This is a genomic window from Polynucleobacter sp. 71A-WALBACH, from assembly GCF_018882365.1.
Lineage (GTDB): Bacteria > Pseudomonadota > Gammaproteobacteria > Burkholderiales > Burkholderiaceae > Polynucleobacter.
In genome coordinates this window covers 12,281-30,913 of the sequence record NZ_JACVOP010000002.1, presented here as the reverse complement: position 1 = coordinate 30,913, position 18,633 = coordinate 12,281, and the positions used below count along the sequence as shown (strand labels likewise).

The 18,633-nt window shown below is 43.8% G+C and carries 15 protein-coding genes; 1 reads left to right on the top strand and 14 read right to left on the bottom strand.

The annotated features are described in order from the left end of the window. Window positions 1-72: 72 nt before the first annotated feature. Window positions 73-951: a LysR family transcriptional regulator gene (locus tag ICN42_RS07690; protein ID WP_216253070.1), complete on the top strand. Its 879-nt coding sequence runs from the start codon at window positions 73-75 to the stop codon at window positions 949-951. Window positions 952-1,139: 188 nt separating this feature from the next. Here the strand turns inward: ICN42_RS07690 and ICN42_RS07685 are convergent, their stop codons facing one another. From ICN42_RS07685 to ICN42_RS07620, 14 genes are all read right to left on the bottom strand, one after another. After that, complete coding sequence (locus tag ICN42_RS07685; RefSeq protein WP_216253068.1) at window positions 1,140-2,003, bottom strand: carotenoid biosynthesis protein; 864 nt, start codon at window positions 2,001-2,003, stop codon at window positions 1,140-1,142. A gap of 672 nt (window positions 2,004-2,675) precedes the next feature. Beyond that, on the bottom strand, window positions 2,676-3,368 hold the full coding sequence (locus ICN42_RS07680; RefSeq protein ID WP_216228698.1) for an ABC transporter ATP-binding protein: 693 nt from the start codon (window positions 3,366-3,368) through the stop codon (window positions 2,676-2,678). A gap of 1 nt (window position 3,369) precedes the next feature. After that, window positions 3,370-4,560, bottom strand: coding sequence for an ABC transporter permease (locus tag ICN42_RS07675; protein ID WP_216253067.1), 1,191 nt, complete (start codon window positions 4,558-4,560; stop codon window positions 3,370-3,372). After that, window positions 4,557-5,714: an efflux RND transporter periplasmic adaptor subunit gene (locus ICN42_RS07670; RefSeq protein ID WP_216253066.1), complete on the bottom strand. Its 1,158-nt coding sequence runs from the start codon at window positions 5,712-5,714 to the stop codon at window positions 4,557-4,559. Before ICN42_RS07670 ends, ICN42_RS07675 begins: the two co-directional genes overlap by 4 nt. A gap of 820 nt (window positions 5,715-6,534) precedes the next feature. Continuing rightward, a complete protein-coding gene (locus ICN42_RS07665; protein ID WP_216253065.1) occupies window positions 6,535-7,083 on the bottom strand; it encodes an HPP family protein in 549 nt (182 codons plus the stop codon). Window positions 7,084-7,151: 68 nt separating this feature from the next. Further along, complete coding sequence (locus ICN42_RS07660; RefSeq protein WP_255532669.1) at window positions 7,152-7,742, bottom strand: nitroreductase; 591 nt, start codon at window positions 7,740-7,742, stop codon at window positions 7,152-7,154. Beyond that, window positions 7,732-8,406 (bottom strand): carbonic anhydrase, encoded by a 675-nt coding sequence (locus tag ICN42_RS07655; RefSeq protein WP_216182450.1) that lies wholly within the window; start codon window positions 8,404-8,406, stop codon window positions 7,732-7,734. Before ICN42_RS07655 ends, ICN42_RS07660 begins: the two co-directional genes overlap by 11 nt. Window positions 8,407-8,425: 19 nt before the next feature. Beyond that, entirely contained in the window at window positions 8,426-9,127 is a 702-nt protein-coding gene (gene narI / locus ICN42_RS07650) for a respiratory nitrate reductase subunit gamma (protein WP_216182447.1), read from the bottom strand. Continuing rightward, window positions 9,124-9,801: a nitrate reductase molybdenum cofactor assembly chaperone gene (narJ, locus tag ICN42_RS07645; RefSeq protein WP_370624735.1), complete on the bottom strand. Its 678-nt coding sequence runs from the start codon at window positions 9,799-9,801 to the stop codon at window positions 9,124-9,126. The genes narI and narJ overlap by 4 nt, the downstream gene beginning before the upstream one ends. Window positions 9,802-9,809: 8 nt before the next feature. Continuing rightward, complete coding sequence (gene narH / locus ICN42_RS07640; RefSeq protein WP_216253064.1) at window positions 9,810-11,333, bottom strand: nitrate reductase subunit beta; 1,524 nt, start codon at window positions 11,331-11,333, stop codon at window positions 9,810-9,812. 12 nt (window positions 11,334-11,345) lie between these two features. Then, window positions 11,346-15,119: a nitrate reductase subunit alpha gene (locus ICN42_RS07635; RefSeq protein ID WP_216253063.1), complete on the bottom strand. Its 3,774-nt coding sequence runs from the start codon at window positions 15,117-15,119 to the stop codon at window positions 11,346-11,348. Between the two features lie 20 nt (window positions 15,120-15,139). Beyond that, window positions 15,140-16,522, bottom strand: coding sequence for a NarK family nitrate/nitrite MFS transporter (locus ICN42_RS07630; RefSeq protein ID WP_216253062.1), 1,383 nt, complete (start codon window positions 16,520-16,522; stop codon window positions 15,140-15,142). A gap of 24 nt (window positions 16,523-16,546) precedes the next feature. Then, entirely contained in the window at window positions 16,547-17,809 is a 1,263-nt protein-coding gene (locus ICN42_RS07625) for a nitrate/nitrite transporter (protein WP_216253060.1), read from the bottom strand. 128 nt (window positions 17,810-17,937) lie between these two features. Further along, complete coding sequence (locus ICN42_RS07620; RefSeq protein WP_216860525.1) at window positions 17,938-18,597, bottom strand: response regulator; 660 nt, start codon at window positions 18,595-18,597, stop codon at window positions 17,938-17,940. Between the last annotated feature and the right edge of the window lie 36 nt (window positions 18,598-18,633).

Sequence of the window (18,633 nt, the reverse complement as noted above, 5' to 3'; positions counted from 1 at the left end):
GAGTCTAAGATTGAAAATAAAAAAGAAAAACTATATAAATGTATCTTTAAAAGGTAATAAAATTATCTTCTGATGGACACCAAATATCTACATACATTCGTCACTATTGCAGACTGTGGGTCAATGGCTGAGGCTGCGAGGCGCCTAGATTTAACCCCCGCCGCCATAGCAGCCCAGGTAAAGGCATTAGAGGAATTTTTAGGCACTGAGATATTTAGACGATCGGGCAGAACCGTAGTTCCCACTGAATCTGGCCTGAAAATCCTTACCCAAGCACGTGAGCTTCTAAGAGGCGTAAGAGATCTGCAAGCAAATGCTAGCAATGATGAGCCCATTGGCGAGCTTCAACTAGGAGTTAGTGTGACAGCCCTCACCAGCATTCTGCCGCCCTTGCTTAAAAAACTGTTTTCTCAATTTCCTAAATTAGCAATACATATTGAACCAGGGACATCTAGCCACCTCTATCACAAGGTTTCCACAAGAGTATTGGATGCTGCGTTTATTGTTGAGCCACAATTTGAATTACCAAAGTCATGTACATGGAGTCCGATTATTGATGAAGAGTTATTGGTACTTGCTCCCGAGGGATTTATCGGACAAGACCCAATCGAATTACTGAGGACTGAACCTTTTATACGTTATGACAGAGGAATGTGGGGTGGCCAGCTCGCTGATAATTACCTAAGAAGTCGCAAAATTAAACCTAATGAGAGAATTGAAATTGATTCCCTTAATGCAATTGCTGCATTTGTGAATCAAGGCTTAGGGGTTGCATTAGTACCAAACTGGTCAGGCCCCTGGCAAGAGGGTCTGAAAATTATAAAAATGGTGCTACCTCCTCCAGTCCCAGCAAGAACAATAGGGCTGATTTGGTCAAACCAAGGGCCTCGAGCATCTTTAAGCGAAACAATACTTAAATATGCGACAGAAATTACTGGCATCAAAAAATAATATCGCGTGCAATAGCCGTACCTTAAAGAGGTAATAAAAAAGTTGCCTAGCAGCTATTTAAAGTAACGCCAAGAGATTATGAGGGTAGGTGCGGTCCGTATCAGTATGAAGTAAATGTGCAGTGAGTTTTATTTTGAATAAGAGTCCATTGAGGCAATCGAAATAGATAAAACAAGGTGGCCATTTTCTTAGCGTAACTTTGAATTACTGTGCACCTTGAAAAAAGCTAAGCAGACCACAAAAAGCATCGTAAACATGGATACGAGCCCCAAAGATTCATATAGCGCTTTTAAAGACCAAACTTGAGAGCTCGCATCCGTAACGGTGCCATTTGCTGTCAAAGCCGCGGCCATAATGGGCTGAAGAAAAATAGACCCATATAGGACAATAGGAAGATACCAGCTCGACTTATGGCTATCCAAGGGGCAATGCTCTACCTGTTTTGCGCGGATTAAATAGATGGCCCAGAATTGAAAGACGGTATAGACGCAGAGAAACCAGCCAAGGAAATTAGAAAAGGGAACCCCAAAGTAGCTGCCCCCATCTTGCCAAATCCACTCATGCTTGACTGTCGATGATGCTGGATCAATGCTCATATCCCACATCACCATAATAAAAGCAGAAATAACAGGAATGGCAAACAGCGAAGATGAATCAATTTGTCGATCCAGCTTATCTAAAAGCACATGGGCTAAAACCCAGGCGAGGTAACACACGCCGAAATAGGCTGGCATGATCATCACGGGAACTGCTCCCAATTTTGGGCCTAATTCTGCCGTATATACATAGTGCCCAAAAGGGAATCCCGTTGCGATACTCATTGATTCGTAGCACCAACTGACAACGCAGGTGATAGCAAACAACATACTAAGCTTGCGCCAACCCAATCTCTGGGATCCATGTATTAACGCAAACAGGAGTCGAGCAAGCGTACCAACAATACTTAGGCTACCTGCAATACTAGCTGCAGATGGCATTGCACCAATTACGGAAAGGGCGACAGAAAGAGCTACCAGCAGCCAGAGAATAAATTCATTAGTTTTATTGGGCACAGTGACTCCACAGAAAAATTAGATAAGGCGGGTATTAGCCGAGCCATAATTTGCTTATAAAGATTTTATATTATTGAGGCATTGCCGGATCAATGCTTAACTAAAAGTCTCATACGAATCCTTTGCGGCCCCTTAAAAACCAACAATTTACCAGCCTAAGGCCTGCATTTACCGGCAAGCAGTCCATCAACATCTACACACCACAATCAATCAGTAGCTCATGCCTCGACTGGCAGACATATTTTTTGTTGGGGTTGCAGTGGAATATGTATAGCGATTACTTACATATTTTGTGCCTCAGAAAGAAAAACGACTTAGGAATTTCTCCCTAAGTCGTTAATTTCATTGGTGGGCCCACCAGGACTTGAACCTGGGACCAAAGGATTATGAGAGCAGATATCCAAAGAAAACCACTAGGATTTCAAGAGCTTACGTCGCATGATTATCGGTGTGTAAGCGTTTGTGTGACTAATTTAACGAGATCGCAAGAAACGCTGGTTCACTCTTTGGTTTTCAAAACCAAAGGATTTTGGAGCAACCATCTAACACTTCGTTGCTCAAAAGGGTTCTTTTATTAGCATTACGAGCGTTACTTTAAGTAACGCTCGTTTGGAAAACTGGGGATAACGACCTAAGGTGAATTTTCTTGCCTCGGAAATTAATCATGAATTCCTATCTAGATTCCTCAATAGTTTGCCCATCTCTAATAGCGTAAATTCGCTTAAATAGAGGGATAATTTTTTCATCATGGGTAACCACAATAATTGCAGTCTGATATTGGCTGGCCATTTGATTTAAGATCCCCATCACTCCTAAGGCTCTTTCGCTATCTAAAGGAGCTGTCGGTTCGTCGGCTAAAATTACGGGTGGTCTATTGGCTAATGCTCTTGCAATAGAGACGCGTTGCTGCTCTCCACCGGATAATTCTGATGGGTTAGCATTAGCCCGATGTGCAACATCTAAAGCCTCTAGCAACTCTCTAGCGCGCGCTCTAGCAATATTGTTTGGCACCCCCGCAAGCATAGGTAAAAGCGCCACGTTATCCGTCACGTTCAGAAAGGGAATTAAGTAAGGCGCTTGAAAAATAAAGCCAATTTTGTCTCTTCTCAGAGCCCTTAAGTCCTTAATCTTCCAACCATTCTCGTAGATCACTTCACCACCCAAAGTCATGCGACCTGCTGTGGGCTCAATGACTGCCCCTAGACATTTCAGTAGCGTACTTTTTCCGGATCCAGATGGGCCAATAAGCCCCACCACTTCACCTGGAGCAATTTGCATATTGACATTTTTGAGGGCATCTACAGCAGCGTCACCATGTCCGTAAGTTTTTCTAAGCCCTTCTAATTGAATGCTGTAAGTACTCATATCAGCCTCCAATTGCTTGGGCGGGATCTACCAGCAAAGCAGCTCTAATCGCCAAGGTACTAGCTAAAGCGCATATGACCATCACTAAAATGAATCCGATGATTGCGTCTACAGGCTCTAATAAAACATACTTTGGAAACAGCGGCGCCCAAAAAGTAGCAGAAGTTTTTCCCACAACAAAACCAATTAACCCCAAGCCAAGGGCTTGCTGCAGAATCATGCTGCCAATAGTACTATTTTGAGTGCCAATCAATTTCAACACGGCAATCTCCCTAATCTTTCCTAGGGTCATGGTGTAGATAATGAAAGCCACAATGGCAGCGCTTACTACCGCCAAGATCACTAGAAACATACCAATTTGTTTTGCGGAATTTGCGATCAACTTGGCAACAAGGATTTCTTCCATCTGCGCCCTTGTATACACCTCAAGATGTTTCCAGCGACGGATTGGTTTGGCTACTTCCTCTGGACTACTGCCGGCTTGGATTTGAACAAGGATGGCATTCACGCTGTGATTGGTAGATTGCGATGCTGTAATGGCATCCAATAAGCCAGGAATGGGGCGATTCAAACTCGGATTAGCTATATTTCTGGCGCGATCATTCAGAATCGCATCGTTGTCCTTTAGAAATTGCGCCTCTTGTGCGTCTTTAATTGGAATGAATACCATTGGATCGCCACCCGATGAGACCATACGGCGAGTTAAACCCACTACCCGATACTGATGGCGCTTAATTTGAATGCGGTCGTTTAGCTCAAACCCCGTTTTAACATCCGCCAATGCTTCATAGTGTGACTGAACAATATGTCGACCGGAAATCAAATAAGCCGGCTCACCAAGCTGCCCACTTTCTACCCCAACCACCATGACTCTAGTATCACTCTGCCCTTTACGAACCTGCATTGTGAGATAGGTGATGTTAGCTGCGCGTGCAACGCCTGGCATCCCTAGTACACCTCTTACATAATCATCTCGAATACTGGATGCTTCAGCGTAAGGGCCTTGAGTATCTTTTTGTACCACCCAAAGATCTGCACCACTATTGTTTAGTAGGGCCATGGCATCATCCACCATACCTCGATATACCCCCGCCATTGTTAGAGTGACACCGATTAGCAGTCCGAGACCCAATCCCGTTAGAGCAAACTTACCCCAAGAATGAGCAATGTCACGACCCGCTAGACTAATCACGGCGATTTCTTTAACAAAGCATCTACCACCTTAATGCGCTGACCTTCTTTAATTTCAGCATCGCTATAGAGAACAACTTCATCACCACTCTTAAGTCCGCCCAGAATAACCACTTGACCATTTAAGCCGTTTTGTCCAATTTGTACCCGAGCAAAATGGGGCTTGCCATCCTTGAGCACCCATACCCCAGTTTCATCACCCCTCTTTTTAATGCTTGCGTTGGGCAAGCTAAGGCCATATTCACTGGGGGCTAATTGCAATGTCACTTCTGCCATCTCTCCAATTGAAACAGTCTTAGGCATATCTATCATTTCAATTTGGGCGATGCGTTCTTCTGCAACACTATCACTGAGCATCTCAACGCGCACTACCTTGCCCGAGATTGGGTGATGTGGATTAGAGCGCAATATCACATTTGCATCTAAGCCAACGGCTAATCCCATTGACTTGCCTTGGTCAAAACGCGTCTTAATCCATAGGCTCGTTGGGTCGATTAACTTTAAAACTGCCTGACCAGCAATAACGGTTGAGCCTGGCTCGGCATCCCTAGATGTAATGATCCCATCTACTGGAGCCCTTAATTTAATATTAAGCTCTTGTTGTTTAAGCCCAGCCAAATCAGCGGTCGTTTTTTGAACAATCGCTTTTGCTGAATTGAGCTCTTGTGACTTTCCCTCAACAACAATTGGACTAATAAAATTCTTGTTACCCAATTCAACATAACGCTTATGCGTTTCTGAAGCTAGTAGTAAACGTGCTTTTGCATCAGTCACTTGTGCCTCAGCAGCAATCATTCTCTGATTCAGATCAATAGAATCCATCTCGGCCAGTAGTTGCCCCTCTTTAACCAAATTGCCTACATCTACATATACGTTTGAAACGCGTCCAGCAACTACTGGTCCCATCAAATAAGACCGCCTCGCTTCAATTGTTCCTACTCCAAATAGTGTAGGTGCAAGCGATTGGTCGCTGACTTTAATGGTCGTCACTTTAGTGGATGCTAAAGGCCCAGAATTTAAAACAACAAATCCAAATACGACTAATAAAAATGTAAGCATGAGACCCATCAGTAATTGACGACGGGTAATGTCCAATTCACGAATTCGGAGCAGAAGCGAACTTAAGAGTTCTTTTAATTTAATGGTGGTATTCATATTTGAATCTAGGTTTATATTTTGCGAACCATCAATAAACTTAAGTAAACGAGATGTGTCCCTTAATGATGCTCCTTTTGGTTGTCAAATAGCGATTTAATTACCCATTTCATAGGAGATCAACTCAATCAAAGTTAACTCTCGCTTTTTGTCTACTTTGCTTTTCCTTGGATCATTATTCAGTATATATTAATATATAATGAATAATGATCTTCAGGCAGTAAAAAAATTAAATAAACTAAAAATGCATTATTGGTAGCAGAAGATAAATCCAAAAAACACAACATTGATAATAAGAATTCAATGGCCAATATGTGATCGCTTAATCTAGCAATAGCTGTCCTTCTATTGTAGATTTGGGTATTTGCGAAGTCTTTTGAAGCTTAAACCTTAGTCAAAGCAACGCCTAGATAAATAACCCAACTAAATTTAAAGGTTCTCGTAGTTTAATTTCAGATTGGAGATTCTGCGTTTTTCAAGTGTATCGATTAATGCCTCTAAAAAAGAAATTAATCCTCAAAAATATTAGGGATTCCATTTAACAAAATTTTCTTTGAGCTTGATACTGACTCATCCAGATCAGACTCTATAATTTTCCTAAAATTAGTGCAATTATCTCTATGCACACACTCAGACAGAGTTTGATGCTTTTTACGATCGTTATATGCCGTGCAATGATCGCGAGTCCAGCTTCCGTCCAACGGGCAAGGATCTTTCTTTCCCATACACACCCCCACTTAGTCAAAAATACTGCATCGAGGTAATTTAAAGCGCATCCCAAGACTAGGACTTAATCTAAATTACATATGTTGCGTTGCTTTTAACCCTGTTTGCTAAGTTCCTTAATCGGGTAGGGTTTCTTGGTTAATTTTCCGTACAGATATGCAGCGGCAACCAGGACTAACGAGTCCGCAAAAATAGGATAGATCGCAAAGTAATAGCTACTAATATTTCCAGCGGCGATAAACATTGCCAGTAATAAAGCTGTTGGGCTAAAGCACTTTAAACTATACATAGCTAAAGCTGAAGCGACAACCGCTGCTGGCATTCCCACAAATGGCGAAGGGAAGATAGAGACGCTGGCTGCAGCCAGTAATGCAGAAACCACGTTGCCTTCGATAATTGCCTTAGGATGAAACATCGGGCTAGATGGCATTAGAAAAATCATCAGCGCCATCACCAAAAAAGCAGCATTGATAGGCACCGCTTGCTCAGGTACGCCAACTAGCTCATTAAACATCACAACAGCAATGATCAGCACATCTACCCCAAAGCAAATCCTAAGGATTTCTAACCAAGAAAATCCATAAGGATCTGGTGGGATGTACTTTTTAAGTCTAGATAGATAGCTTTCCCAACGATTACTCATATATTAGAGAATTTAGCAGAAATCAATATTCAAGCTATATTTGTATAGGTTATTAGTTAATTAGGCGCTTAGAACTCCAAGGTAGTCACAAATTCGGAGGGGACCATACGTGACTTTGGAGGGGTGGATCTATCTGGGGTGCCTATATTAATAAAACACAATGGATCCTCGTAATCTTGAAGGCCAAATAGCTCCCTTACCGGCTTCATATACATTGATTTACCACTTGTTGGACTTGCACCAAATCCCATAGCATGGGAAATTAAAAAGACGTTCTGTATGGCACATCCAGCAGAAATAATTCGTTCGCTAGGTGGAACTTCTGAATCCGTACCTCTAGCATTCACAATTGCTAGCATTACCAAAGGTGCTCTATGGGCTTTAACCATGGCGTCCTGAACTTGTTGCTCAGTTGCGCCCGGGTCCCGCTCAAGCAATGATTTTGCAAAGGCGTCCGCTAATAACCCCCTGCACTCAAGAGGGCAGATAACAAAACGCCACGGACGAGTCAAATTATGATCAGGCGCCGTCGCAGCCATCGAAAAAATAGTTTCCAATTGCTCTGGGGTAGGCCCAGGCTGAAATAGCCTTTTAGGCAAAAATGATTGTCTTGAGCTAATTAATGCTGCCGCCATTTCTGCAGTCTGGTTATTCGACATGTTTTGGATCTCCATCAAAATGATCATCAGCGTAAGGCCCAGTTCCGCAGTTATCTGCATGGTGCGCCGGGATAAACTTTCCTTCAGTTACATCAAATACCTGCACTTCACCCTCTTCAATTACGTAATACCAACCGTGAAGGGTTAACTCCTTGTTTTCAACTTGTGAGCGAACCATTGGGTATTCCATTAAACGTTCTAGCTGCAAGATGACTGAGCGTTGCTCCACCCTTCGAAGTGCCTCAGGGGTTTGGCAGACCGGCAAAAGTGCCTCATCAATTAATTCAAGCCAAGCACTTAAATTAATCGCCTCTTCTGGCACCCCTTCATAAGCTGACCTGACTGCCCCACAATGACTATGTCCACATACAACAATTCGACTGACCTTTAGTTGCATTACTGCAAATTCAATTCCTGCAGCCGTCCCATGAATACCATAGGAGCCATCGTAAGGTGGAACAATGGCGCCTACATTGCGCAAAATAAACAAGTCCCCAGGCCCCGTTCCGGTAAGTAAATATGGAACAATTCTGGAATCAGAACAACCTAAAAATAAGGTTTTAGGTGTCTGCCCATTTTGAATAAGGCTTGTAAATTCTTGGCGATGCGCCGGGAAATATTCTGTCCGAAATTTGCGCAGTCGATCTAATAACTCATCTGGCATCGTCAATTGCTCTCATCGTTTACTTACGACCCATACCGAATTTTCTACTACGTACAATTTGATATGGTCTTACCAGATAGGTGATGGATGCAAACCCGCTCCAAACATGGACTAGGCGAGTAAATGGGAATATTAAGAAGATTGTCATACCTAAGAACATATGCAATTTAAATACCCAATCTACCCCACTTAATAACTCAACAGCTCCACCACGTAAGGTGACTATATGTTGAGCCCAGCCTGCCAGCTTCATCATGACCGAACCATCTAAATGTTGGCCAGATAGAGGAATGGTTGCTAAACCGAGCAATAACTGCAACCAGAGCACTACAACAATCAAAATATCACTTGGCTTTGAAGTAATACGAATTCGATCGTCGGTCAAACGTCTATGTAAAAGAATGGTTAATCCAATAAATCCAAATACGCCAGCGATGCCACCACTTGCCATTGCCATAACCTGCTTTTGTCCGGCAGTAATAAATGGCTCATACAAGAAATGTGGTGTCAGCATGCCAAAGAAGTGGCCAAAGAATAAAAAGAGTACGCCAATATGAAAGAAGATGCTGCCTATGCGCAATTGTTTCTTACGTAATAATTGGCTTGAGTCGCTTTTCCAGGTGTACTGATCCCTATCAAACCGAATAAGACTTCCTACAAAAAATACCGCAAGGCAAATATAAGGATAAATTCCAAAAATAAATGTATCTAGATAGCTCATGGCTGAACTCCTTTGAACTCTTTCGCACGTTTGACAAATTGAAGCGGTTGCTCTTCACCAGGTTTGGATTGGCCACGGGTTGAGCATCCACCAAATGCTGGAGGCTCTGCCCACTCTTCATCCATAGACTCTTCCTCAATCTTCAATTCAACAATTTTGAATTTTTCACCGGAGAACTCTATAGCTGCAGCTATCAACCATGCGTAACGGTTATTACGAGCAACTAAAGTGGAGTAGACGGCATTCAAGATATGGGCCATTTCCCCAATAAATTGCTTGGACTGATCTAAGGGTAGTGTTGAGGCAAACTCGAGAATTACAGACAAGTGATCGGGAAGCTCATTAGCACTTAACTCTAAACCACCATCTTTATAAGTTTGAAGTAAGTCGACCATAGCTTGACCGCGCTCACGAGAGTCTCCATGAACATGCTCAAACAAGTGCAGGGATGTCGCCCTACCTCGATCAAAGCACTCTACATATTCTTCCTGCAGGTCATACAAATCTGCAGATTCCAGGTGGTTAACAAAATCAACTAGACCGGCATGAACCTTTTTAGTGAGCTTTGGCATTGCCAATAGCGCACTAGTCACTTCGGCTGAATGCTGAATAAGCTCTGCATCTGGATACTGAAGAAATCTAGAAAGCGCTCGTAATGGTAGTGAGTGTTTCATCATGTCTCCTAAACAGCCGGCTTAATTGGAATGGTGCGACGCTTAGTGCCGCCGAAGAGACTTGCTTCAGAGTCGCCATCAGAGCATCCGTTTCCAAAAGTAAAGCCGCAACTTCCCTTCATATCGAATGTATTTTCTGCATACTCACGATGCGATGTTGGAATGACAAAACGATCTTCATAATTAGCAATCGCCATGGTCTGATACATATCTTCCACCTGATCCTCAGAGATGCCAGCCTGTTTCAATGCCTCTAGATTTCGTGTGCCATCCACATGCTTATCTCGCTGCCATGCCCTCATTGCCAACATTTTTTCTAAGGCGGATATCACCGGAGCCTCATCTCCAGCGGTTAACATATTAGCTAAATATTGCACCGGAATACGTAACTGCTTCACATCTGGAATATGGCCATTTACCCCGACATAACCAGCCTCTACTGCCCCAGTAACCGGGGAAAGTGGTGGAACATACCAAACCATTGGAAGCGTTCTATATTCGGGGTGAAGTGGTAATGCAATTTTCCAATCCATCGCCATTTTGTATACAGGACTCTTTTTGGCAGACTCCACCCAAGATGGAGGCACGCCGTCAGCTAAAGCTTGTTTCTGCACTTCTGGATCATTTGGATCCAAAAATACCTTCAACTGTGCTTTGTATAGATCTTTTTCGTTCTCAACGCTGGCAGCGCTTTCAATTTGGTCGGCATCGTAAAGCATGACACCTAAATAACGGATACGGCCAACACAGGTTTCCGAACAGACTGTTGGTTGACCCGCCTCAATACGTGGATAACAGAAAATGCATTTCTCTGCTTTACCGCTTTTCCAGTTGTAATAAATCTTTTTGTACGGACATGCAGAGACGCACATACGCCATCCACGGCATTTATCCTGGTCAATTAAAACAATCCCATCCTCTTCACGTTTGTAAATAGAACCTGATGGGCAAGATGCAACACAAGCAGGATTCAGACAATGTTCACACAGACGTGGCATATACATCATGAATGTATTTTCGAACTGGCCCCATACGTCTTTTTGCATTTGATCAAAGTTAGTATCTTTGCTTCGTTTAACAAATTCACCGCCCAAAATCTCTTCCCAGTTAGGGCCCCACTCTATCTTCTCCATGCGCTTGCCAGTGATCAAGCTTCTTGGGCGAGCAGTCGGAGTGGTCTTAGATTCGGGAGCGCTTTGTAAATGCTCATAATCAAATGTAAACGGCTCATAGTAATCGTCGATTTCTGGCAAATTAGGGTTCCCAAATAAGTTCATCCAAATCTTGGACCTACCACCTTGTTTGGGTTGAATCTTGCCATTGCTCTTACGTTTCCAGCCACCCTTCCACTTCTCTTGGTCTTCCCAATTTTTTGGGTAACCGATTCCTGGTTTTGTTTCTACATTGTTAAACCAGGCGTACTCCATCCCTGGACGATTCGTCCAAACCTGCTTGCAAGTAACGGAGCATGTGTGACAGCCGATACATTTATCCAAGTTTAAAACCATGCCAATTTGTGCGCGAATTTTCATCTTTATTCTCCGTTACGCCTGAACTGAATTGGCATTTTCAGTGTCAAGCCAATCTATGTTTCGCATCTTCCGAACCGTTACAAACTCATCTCGGTTGGTTCCAATGGTTCCGTAGTAGTTAAATCCATAACTTAGCTGTGCGTAACCACCAATCATGTGCGTAGGCTTAAGAACAATTCGAGTTACTGAGTTATGAATACCGCCACGCATACCTGTAATTTCAGATCCAGGAGTATTAATAATTTTTTCCTGTGCGTGGTACATCATGACCATTCCTGGATTTACCCTTTGGCTCACGACAGCTCTCGCTGCGATTGCTCCATTGGCGTTATATAGCTCAACCCAATCGTTATCCACAATGCCAGCTTTAACCGCATCATCTTCACTCAACCAAACGACTGGTCCACCACGATTCAGAGTCAACATCATTAAGTTGTCACTGTAGGTGGAGTGAATTCCCCACTTTTGATGCGGTGTAATGAAATTCAAAACAATTTCTTTATTACCATTAGGCTTAATGCCCTTGACCTCAATAATGGTCTTTAAATCTACCGGTGGTCTATAAGAAACAAATCCTTCGCCAAATGCGCGCATCCACTTGTGATCCTGATAGAACTGTTGACGGCCAGTCAATGTTCTCCAAGGAATGTACTCATGAACGTTTGTATAACAAGCGTTATAAGAAACTTTTTCACTCTCCAGTCCAGACCAAGTTGGCGAACTGATGATCTTTCTTGGCTGTGCCTGAATATCGCGGAAACGAATCTTCTCATCTTCGCGATGCAAAGCTAAATGCGCATGCTCAAGGCCCGTGATTTTGGATAATGCATCCCAAGCCTTGACTGCTACATGTCCGTTTGTCTCAGGAGCAAGCATCAATACAACCTCAGCAGCATCAATATCCGTTGAGATTTTTGCCATACCCTTCATCTCACCATGCTCAACACGACCATTGAGCTCGCGCAACTGCTCCACTTCAACCTTGGTATCCCAGGCAATACCCTTCCCGCCATTTCCAACCTTGTCCATCAGTGGGCCTAAGGCTGTAAAGCGGTTATAAGTATTTGGATAGTCACGCTCTACTACGGCAATTTGAGGCGCAGTTTTGCCGGGTATGAGATCGCACTCACCTTTCTTCCATTCCTGCACATCAAATGCCTGAGCTAATTCAGCGGGCGTATCGTGCATTAAGGGAGTCATCACAATCTCTTTTTCAACACCCAGATGACCTACGCACACTTCTGAAAACTTTTTCGCAAATCCTTTATAGATATCCCAATCACTACGAGCCTCCCAAGCAGGGTCAACGGCTGTAGATAACGGATGGATAAATGGATGCATGTCGCTAGTATTAAGGTCATTCTTCTCATACCAAGTAGCAGTAGGTAGAACAATGTCGGAATACAAACAGGTAGTACTCATCCGAAAATCTAAGGTCACTAATAAATCAAGCTTGCCTTCAGGCGCCTTATCATGCCACTCAACTTCAGAAGGTCTTGCCTCATCAACTCCAAGATCCTTGCCTTGAACACCGTGACTTGTTCCCAGTAGGTGTTTTAAAAAATACTCGTGCCCTTTTCCTGAGGATCCTAAAATATTAGATCTCCATACGAACATATTTCGCGGCCAATTGCTTGGATGATCTGGGTCCTCGCAACTCATTTGTAATGCTCCAGACTTCAAGCCATCAACAACATATTCCTTAGGATCTTTACCTGCAGCAAGAGCCTCTTTTACAACCTCAAGGGGATTTGTCTTTAACTGGGGAGCCGATGGCAACCAACCCATCCGCTCTGCACGGACGTTAAAGTCAATCATGCTGCCCGTGTACTCCTCTTTATTTGCTAGGGGCGATAACACCTCCTCCATACCAAGTTTTTCATAGCGCCATTGATCGGTATGCGCATAAAAGAAACTGGTAGAGTTTTGCTGTCGCGGTGGACGAATCCAATCCAGTGCAAAAGCCAGGGGGGTCCAACCAGTTTGTGGGCGTAATTTTTCTTGACCTACATAGTGAGCCCAGCCACCACCGCTCTGGCCGATACAGCCACACATCATTAACATATTGATGATGCCGCGGTAATTCATATCACAGTGATACCAATGATTCATTGCAGCGCCAATAATGACCATTGACTTGCCTTTAGTCTTTTCTGCATTTTCTGCAAATTGACGAGCCACTGCGATTACTTGCTCACGCTTTACTCCGGTAATAGATTCTTGCCATGCTGGAGTATAGGGGACATTGTCATCATAAGATTTGGCGCATTCACCACCTAATCCACGGTCAATTCCATAATTACCTGCCAATAAGTCAAAAACTGTTGCTACAAATACTTCTTTTTCAACGCCATTCTCAGTAAGAATAATTTTCTTAGCAGGTATATTCTGAACAAGAACATCACTTTGCTTATTTGCATCAAAATATGGTGTATCAATACCACCAAAGTATGGGAATCCAACGGGGACAACATCATGTATTGACTGATCCTCCATTAGTGATAACTTCAATTTCACATCATTACCGTAATTAGCTTCTTTTGATTCTAGATTCCATTTACCCTGGTCTTTACGTCCTTCCGGACCCCATCTAAATCCAATGGACCCATTCGGTACTACCGGCTTGCCAGCCGTATCGAATGCAACCGTTTTCCAGTCGGCGCCATTAGTCTGTCCAAGCTTGCCATCAAAATCGCTTGAACGCGCATAGCGTCCAGGAACCAATACTTTTCTGCCGTCATCCAATACTTTTTCTTCCAGCATCACCAGATTTGGCATATCTGTATAGCGACGTACATAATCATCAAAATACTCAGTGCGCTTATTGAAATAAAACTCTTTCAGAATGACATGCCCCATGGCCATCGCAATCGCAGCATCTGTACCCTGCTTAGGGTGCATCCAAATGTCTGCTAATTTAGAAATTTCGGCATAGTCCGGAGTGATTGCCACCGTTTTAGCGCCCTTATATCTCACCTCAGTAAAAAAGTGCGCATCGGGAGTACGTGTTTGAGGGACATTAGAGCCCCATGCAATGATGAAAGTAGAGTTATACCAATCAGCGGATTCCGGCACATCGGTTTGCTCACCCCATACCTGGGGGCTAGCTGGCGGCAAATCACAATACCAATCGTAAAAGCTCATGCATACGCCACCGATTAGACTTAAGTAACGCGATCCAGCTGCATAACTCACCATTGACATTGCTGGGATCGGAGAGAAGCCAATAATCCGATCGGGTCCATGCTTTTTAATCGTATAGACATTCGCTGCGGCAATGATTTCATTTACCTCATCCCACGAACTGCGAACGAAACCACCCTTACCCCGTAACTCCATCCACTCTTTGCGCTTAGCAGTGTTTTCAACTAAATTTGCCCAAGCATCTACCGGAGATTTGGCGACCGACTTTGCTTCACGCCACTGCTTTAGCAGTCGGCCGCGAATCATTGGATACTTCACGCGATTGGCGCTATACATATACCAGCTGTAGCTTGCGCCGCGCGCGCAACCCCGAGGCTCGTGATTAGGCAGGTCAGGTCTAGTGCGCGGGTAATCAGTTTGCTGAGTTTCCCAAGTAACAATGCCGCCTTTGACATAAATTTTCCAAGAACATGATCCCGTGCAATTGGTACCATGCGTTGAACGTACGATCTTATCGTGCTGCCAGCGCGAACGATAAGCGTCTTCCCACGTGCGGTCTTCTCCGACCGTCACACCATGGCCATCTGAAAACTCTTCTTTATCTGCAGATAAAAACTTGAAGCGATCTAAAAAGTGACTCATATCAATCCTTTAATATTTTCTTAGCAAGGCATTGGTGCGTTCTTACGGCTGTAATACCACCAGGTAATGAACGTACAGGTAACGTAAAAAACAATGAACGAGTACAGGGCAGCTTCAGGACCGCCTGTAGCAGCAATAGAACTTCCATAACTCTTGGGAATGAAGAATCCGCCGTAAGCACCTACTGCAGAACTAAAACCGAGCACTGCTGCAGCTTCTTTATTGGCATCACGAATTGCTTGGTCCTTGTCGGCCTGAGTATTGCCAGCGGCACGTTGACGCTCTGTCAAGAAAATGACTGGGATCATGCGGAAAGTTGATCCATTGCCAATTCCAGATGTTGCAAACAACACCATAAATGCAAACAAGAATCCATAGAAGTCACCACCCGCGCCTTTAAGAGGCAGATAATTCAAGACTGCAAATACACCAGCACCCATTGCAATGAAGTTCCAGAATGTAACTCTGGCGCCGCCTAGCTTATCTGCCAGCCATCCACCTATAGGTCTTGCTAATGCACCAACCAATGGTCCAAGCCATGCATAACTAAGCGCGTTAACGCCAGGAAATTGGCTCTTAATCAGCAAAGGAAAGCCAGCTGAGTAGCCAATAAAAGAGCCGAAGGTACCCAAATACAACCAGCACATGAGCCAGTTATGTTTGCGCTTAAAGATCACTGCCTGATCAGCAAAAGAGGCTTTTGCCTCAGCCAAATCGTTCATACCAAACCAGGCAGCAATTGCCGATACCGCAATAAAAGGCACCCAAATGAAGCCAGCATTTTGCAGCCACATTGGAACTTCTTTACCGGCTTTTAAAATTATTGTGGAGTCACCACCTAAACTACCGAATACGCCTGCTGTAATCACTAGCGGTACAACTAACTGAACAATAGATACCCCCAAATTACCTAGACCTGCATTAAGGCCTAAAGCCGTGCCTTTTTGCGCTTTGGGGTAAAAGAAGCTGATATTAGCCATTGAGGAAGCAAAATTTCCGCCACCCAACCCACATAACAAGGCTAGCAAAATGAAAAACTCATAAGGGGTTGCCGGATTCTGGACTGCAAATCCGATGCCAACAGCAGGAATTAATAATGATGCCGTTGAAATTGCCGTCCAGCGTCTGCCTCCAAAGATTGGAACTGCAAAAGAATAAAAAATTCGCAGAGTAGCGCCACATAATGCAGGAAGGGATGCCAACCAAAAAAGTTGATTCGTCGAGAATTTAAATCCAACATTCGGTAAGTTCACCACTACTACTGACCACACCATCCAGACTGCAAATGCGAGGGTTAAGGCCGGAATCGAGATCAATAAATTGCGCTTCGCGATCGGCTTTCCAGTAAATTCCCAAAACTGCTTATTCTCCGGCTCCCAGCGCGAAATTACGGTCGAGGACATGATGTTTCCTTTTCTTTGCGATATTTAAGAAAGCGATGGAATGGATTTAGCACCCATCACTTCAGATTTACGAACTTCAGTGAGATACATCCAGATAAGCGATACCCACACTACGCCGTACATCAGCATGAATGCACTTGAACGAATCCCTGTGATATCTAAAATGGCGCCAAACATAATCGGCAGAATGAATCCGCCCAAACCACCGGCCAAGCCAACAATTCCTGAAATGGTGCCGATATTTTCTGGGTAGTCGTCGCCGATATATTTGAAAACACTGGCCTTACCAAACGCCCATGCAATGCCCAAGATGAACATGAGGCCAGTAAACAAATAAATATTCAGGCCAATGTGAAAAGTCTCAGGCCCATTAATCGTTTGGATAGTGAAATCGGTTTGGGGGTAAGAGAGTAAAAAAAGGCAAATCCAACTTACCCACATTACCCACCAAGTGACCTGATGGGCACCATATTTGTCAGATAACCATCCACCAATTGCTCTTAATACGCCACCAGGTAATGAGAAACATGCAGCAAGTAATGCGGCGGTCCGAATTTCCAGACCAAACTCACCGACGTAGTACTGCACCATCCACAAACTGAGGCCAACATAACCACCAAAGACAATGCTGTAGTACTGGCAGTAGCGCAATACTTTCGGGTCTTTTAGGGCTTTTAATTGATCTTTAAAGGAAATATTGCTCGTTACCAAATGAGAAGGATCGCTAGCGCTAAAAATCCAAAATAAGAGTGCTGCGCCCAACATAACGCCTGCATATACCTGCGGTACTACAGCCCAACCAAATGCCACCACCAAGGCAGGCGCTATAAATTTGTTAACTGCGGCACCAGAGTTACCAGCACCATAGACGCCCATTGCAAAACCCTGACGATTTTTTGGGAACCATCTTGCTACATAAGGAGTGCCGACAGAGAACGATCCGCCAGCCAAGCCTACGAATAGACCAATAACCAGAAAGTGCCAATATTGGGTGGCATAACTCATCATCCAGATAGGAATAACTGTAGAGAGCATCAGTAAAAACATCACAATGCGACCACCGAATCGATCGGTCCAGATTCCCAGCGGCACACGTACAAGTGAGCCAGTCAAGATAGGGGTAGCTGTTAAAAGACCAAATTGAGTTGCACTTAAGTCGAGTGATTTTTTAATCGGTATACCAATCACACCGAACATCATCCACACCATAAAGCAAACGGTGAAGGCAAATGTGCTGACAATCAGAACTGAATATGCTTTAGTGCTAGTTTTGGCTATCGAACTCATGAATACCCCTTAATGTCATGAGTTAATTATCAAAACTAACGGGGATTAAAAATATCCTCCAAAAGACTACTTTCAAAAAGCAGTCGAACTATAGGCAGCTGTGGCTTATAGTTCTTTAGGACTAGTACTTACGAAATAATGCCTTCAGCATTGGCAAACACTGCCACCTGTACTCGAGAAGTCAAGTTGAGCTTTCTCAAAATATGCTGTACGTGAATCTTGACAGTAGTTTCAGCTATGCCAAGCTGCCGAGCGATTTCTTTATTACTTGACCCAACGGCAATCAAGCGGACAGTATCGATCTCCCTGGGTGATAACGTAGCCGCCAAAGAAGTATTTGAGGGCTTATCTTCTTTTCTGGTATTGGTCTTAAAGGCACTAACTAGCTTATGAGTCAGCTCCTTGCTAATAACCGACTCACCTTCAAACGCCTTCCGAATGCCAAGTAGAAGCTCGTCTTTCTCGCTAGTTTTAAGCAAATACCCCTGGGCGCCATTTTGCAAAGCTTGCATTAAATCAGATTCATCTTCGCTCACTGTAAGCATGATGACAGTCGAATCAGGGGATGCATGAAAAATATCAGGGAGCGATTGAATGCCACTGGCGCCAGGCAAATGATTGTCAAGCAAGATTACATCCGGCTTTAGAGATTTACATAAGCGCAACGCCTCAATAGCGTCCCCAGCTTCGCCGACAACATCAAAGTCACTGGCCTGCGAAATTAAAGCGATCAAACCTCGCCTAAATAAGGTGTGATCGTCAACAACTAGAATCCGGATTTTTTCCAATTTTTTCCACACCTTCAATATTGAGATAACAGAATA

Bases quoted from the DNA above. Each gene is read 5' to 3' on its own strand.
- ICN42_RS07690 (WP_216253070.1), top strand. From the start codon at position 73: ATGGACACCAAATATCTACATACATTCGTCACTATTGCAGACTGTGGG.
- ICN42_RS07680 (WP_216228698.1), bottom strand. From the start codon at position 3,368: ATGAGTACTTACAGCATTCAATTAGAAGGGCTTAGAAAAACTTACGGA.
- ICN42_RS07670 (WP_216253066.1), bottom strand. From the start codon at position 5,714: ATGAATACCACCATTAAATTAAAAGAACTCTTAAGTTCGCTTCTGCTC.
- ICN42_RS07665 (WP_216253065.1), bottom strand. From the start codon at position 7,083: ATGAGTAATCGTTGGGAAAGCTATCTATCTAGACTTAAAAAGTACATC.
- ICN42_RS07660 (WP_255532669.1), bottom strand. From the start codon at position 7,742: ATGTCGAATAACCAGACTGCAGAAATGGCGGCAGCATTAATTAGCTCA.
- ICN42_RS07655 (WP_216182450.1), bottom strand. From the start codon at position 8,406: ATGCCAGATGAGTTATTAGATCGACTGCGCAAATTTCGGACAGAATAT.
- narI (WP_216182447.1), bottom strand. From the start codon at position 9,127: ATGAGCTATCTAGATACATTTATTTTTGGAATTTATCCTTATATTTGC.
- narJ (WP_370624735.1), bottom strand. From the start codon at position 9,801: ATGAAACACTCACTACCATTACGAGCGCTTTCTAGATTTCTTCAGTAT.
- narH (WP_216253064.1), bottom strand. From the start codon at position 11,333: ATGAAAATTCGCGCACAAATTGGCATGGTTTTAAACTTGGATAAATGT.
- ICN42_RS07635 (WP_216253063.1), bottom strand. From the start codon at position 15,119: ATGAGTCACTTTTTAGATCGCTTCAAGTTTTTATCTGCAGATAAAGAA.
- ICN42_RS07630 (WP_216253062.1), bottom strand. From the start codon at position 16,522: ATGTCCTCGACCGTAATTTCGCGCTGGGAGCCGGAGAATAAGCAGTTT.
- ICN42_RS07625 (WP_216253060.1), bottom strand. From the start codon at position 17,809: ATGAGTTCGATAGCCAAAACTAGCACTAAAGCATATTCAGTTCTGATT.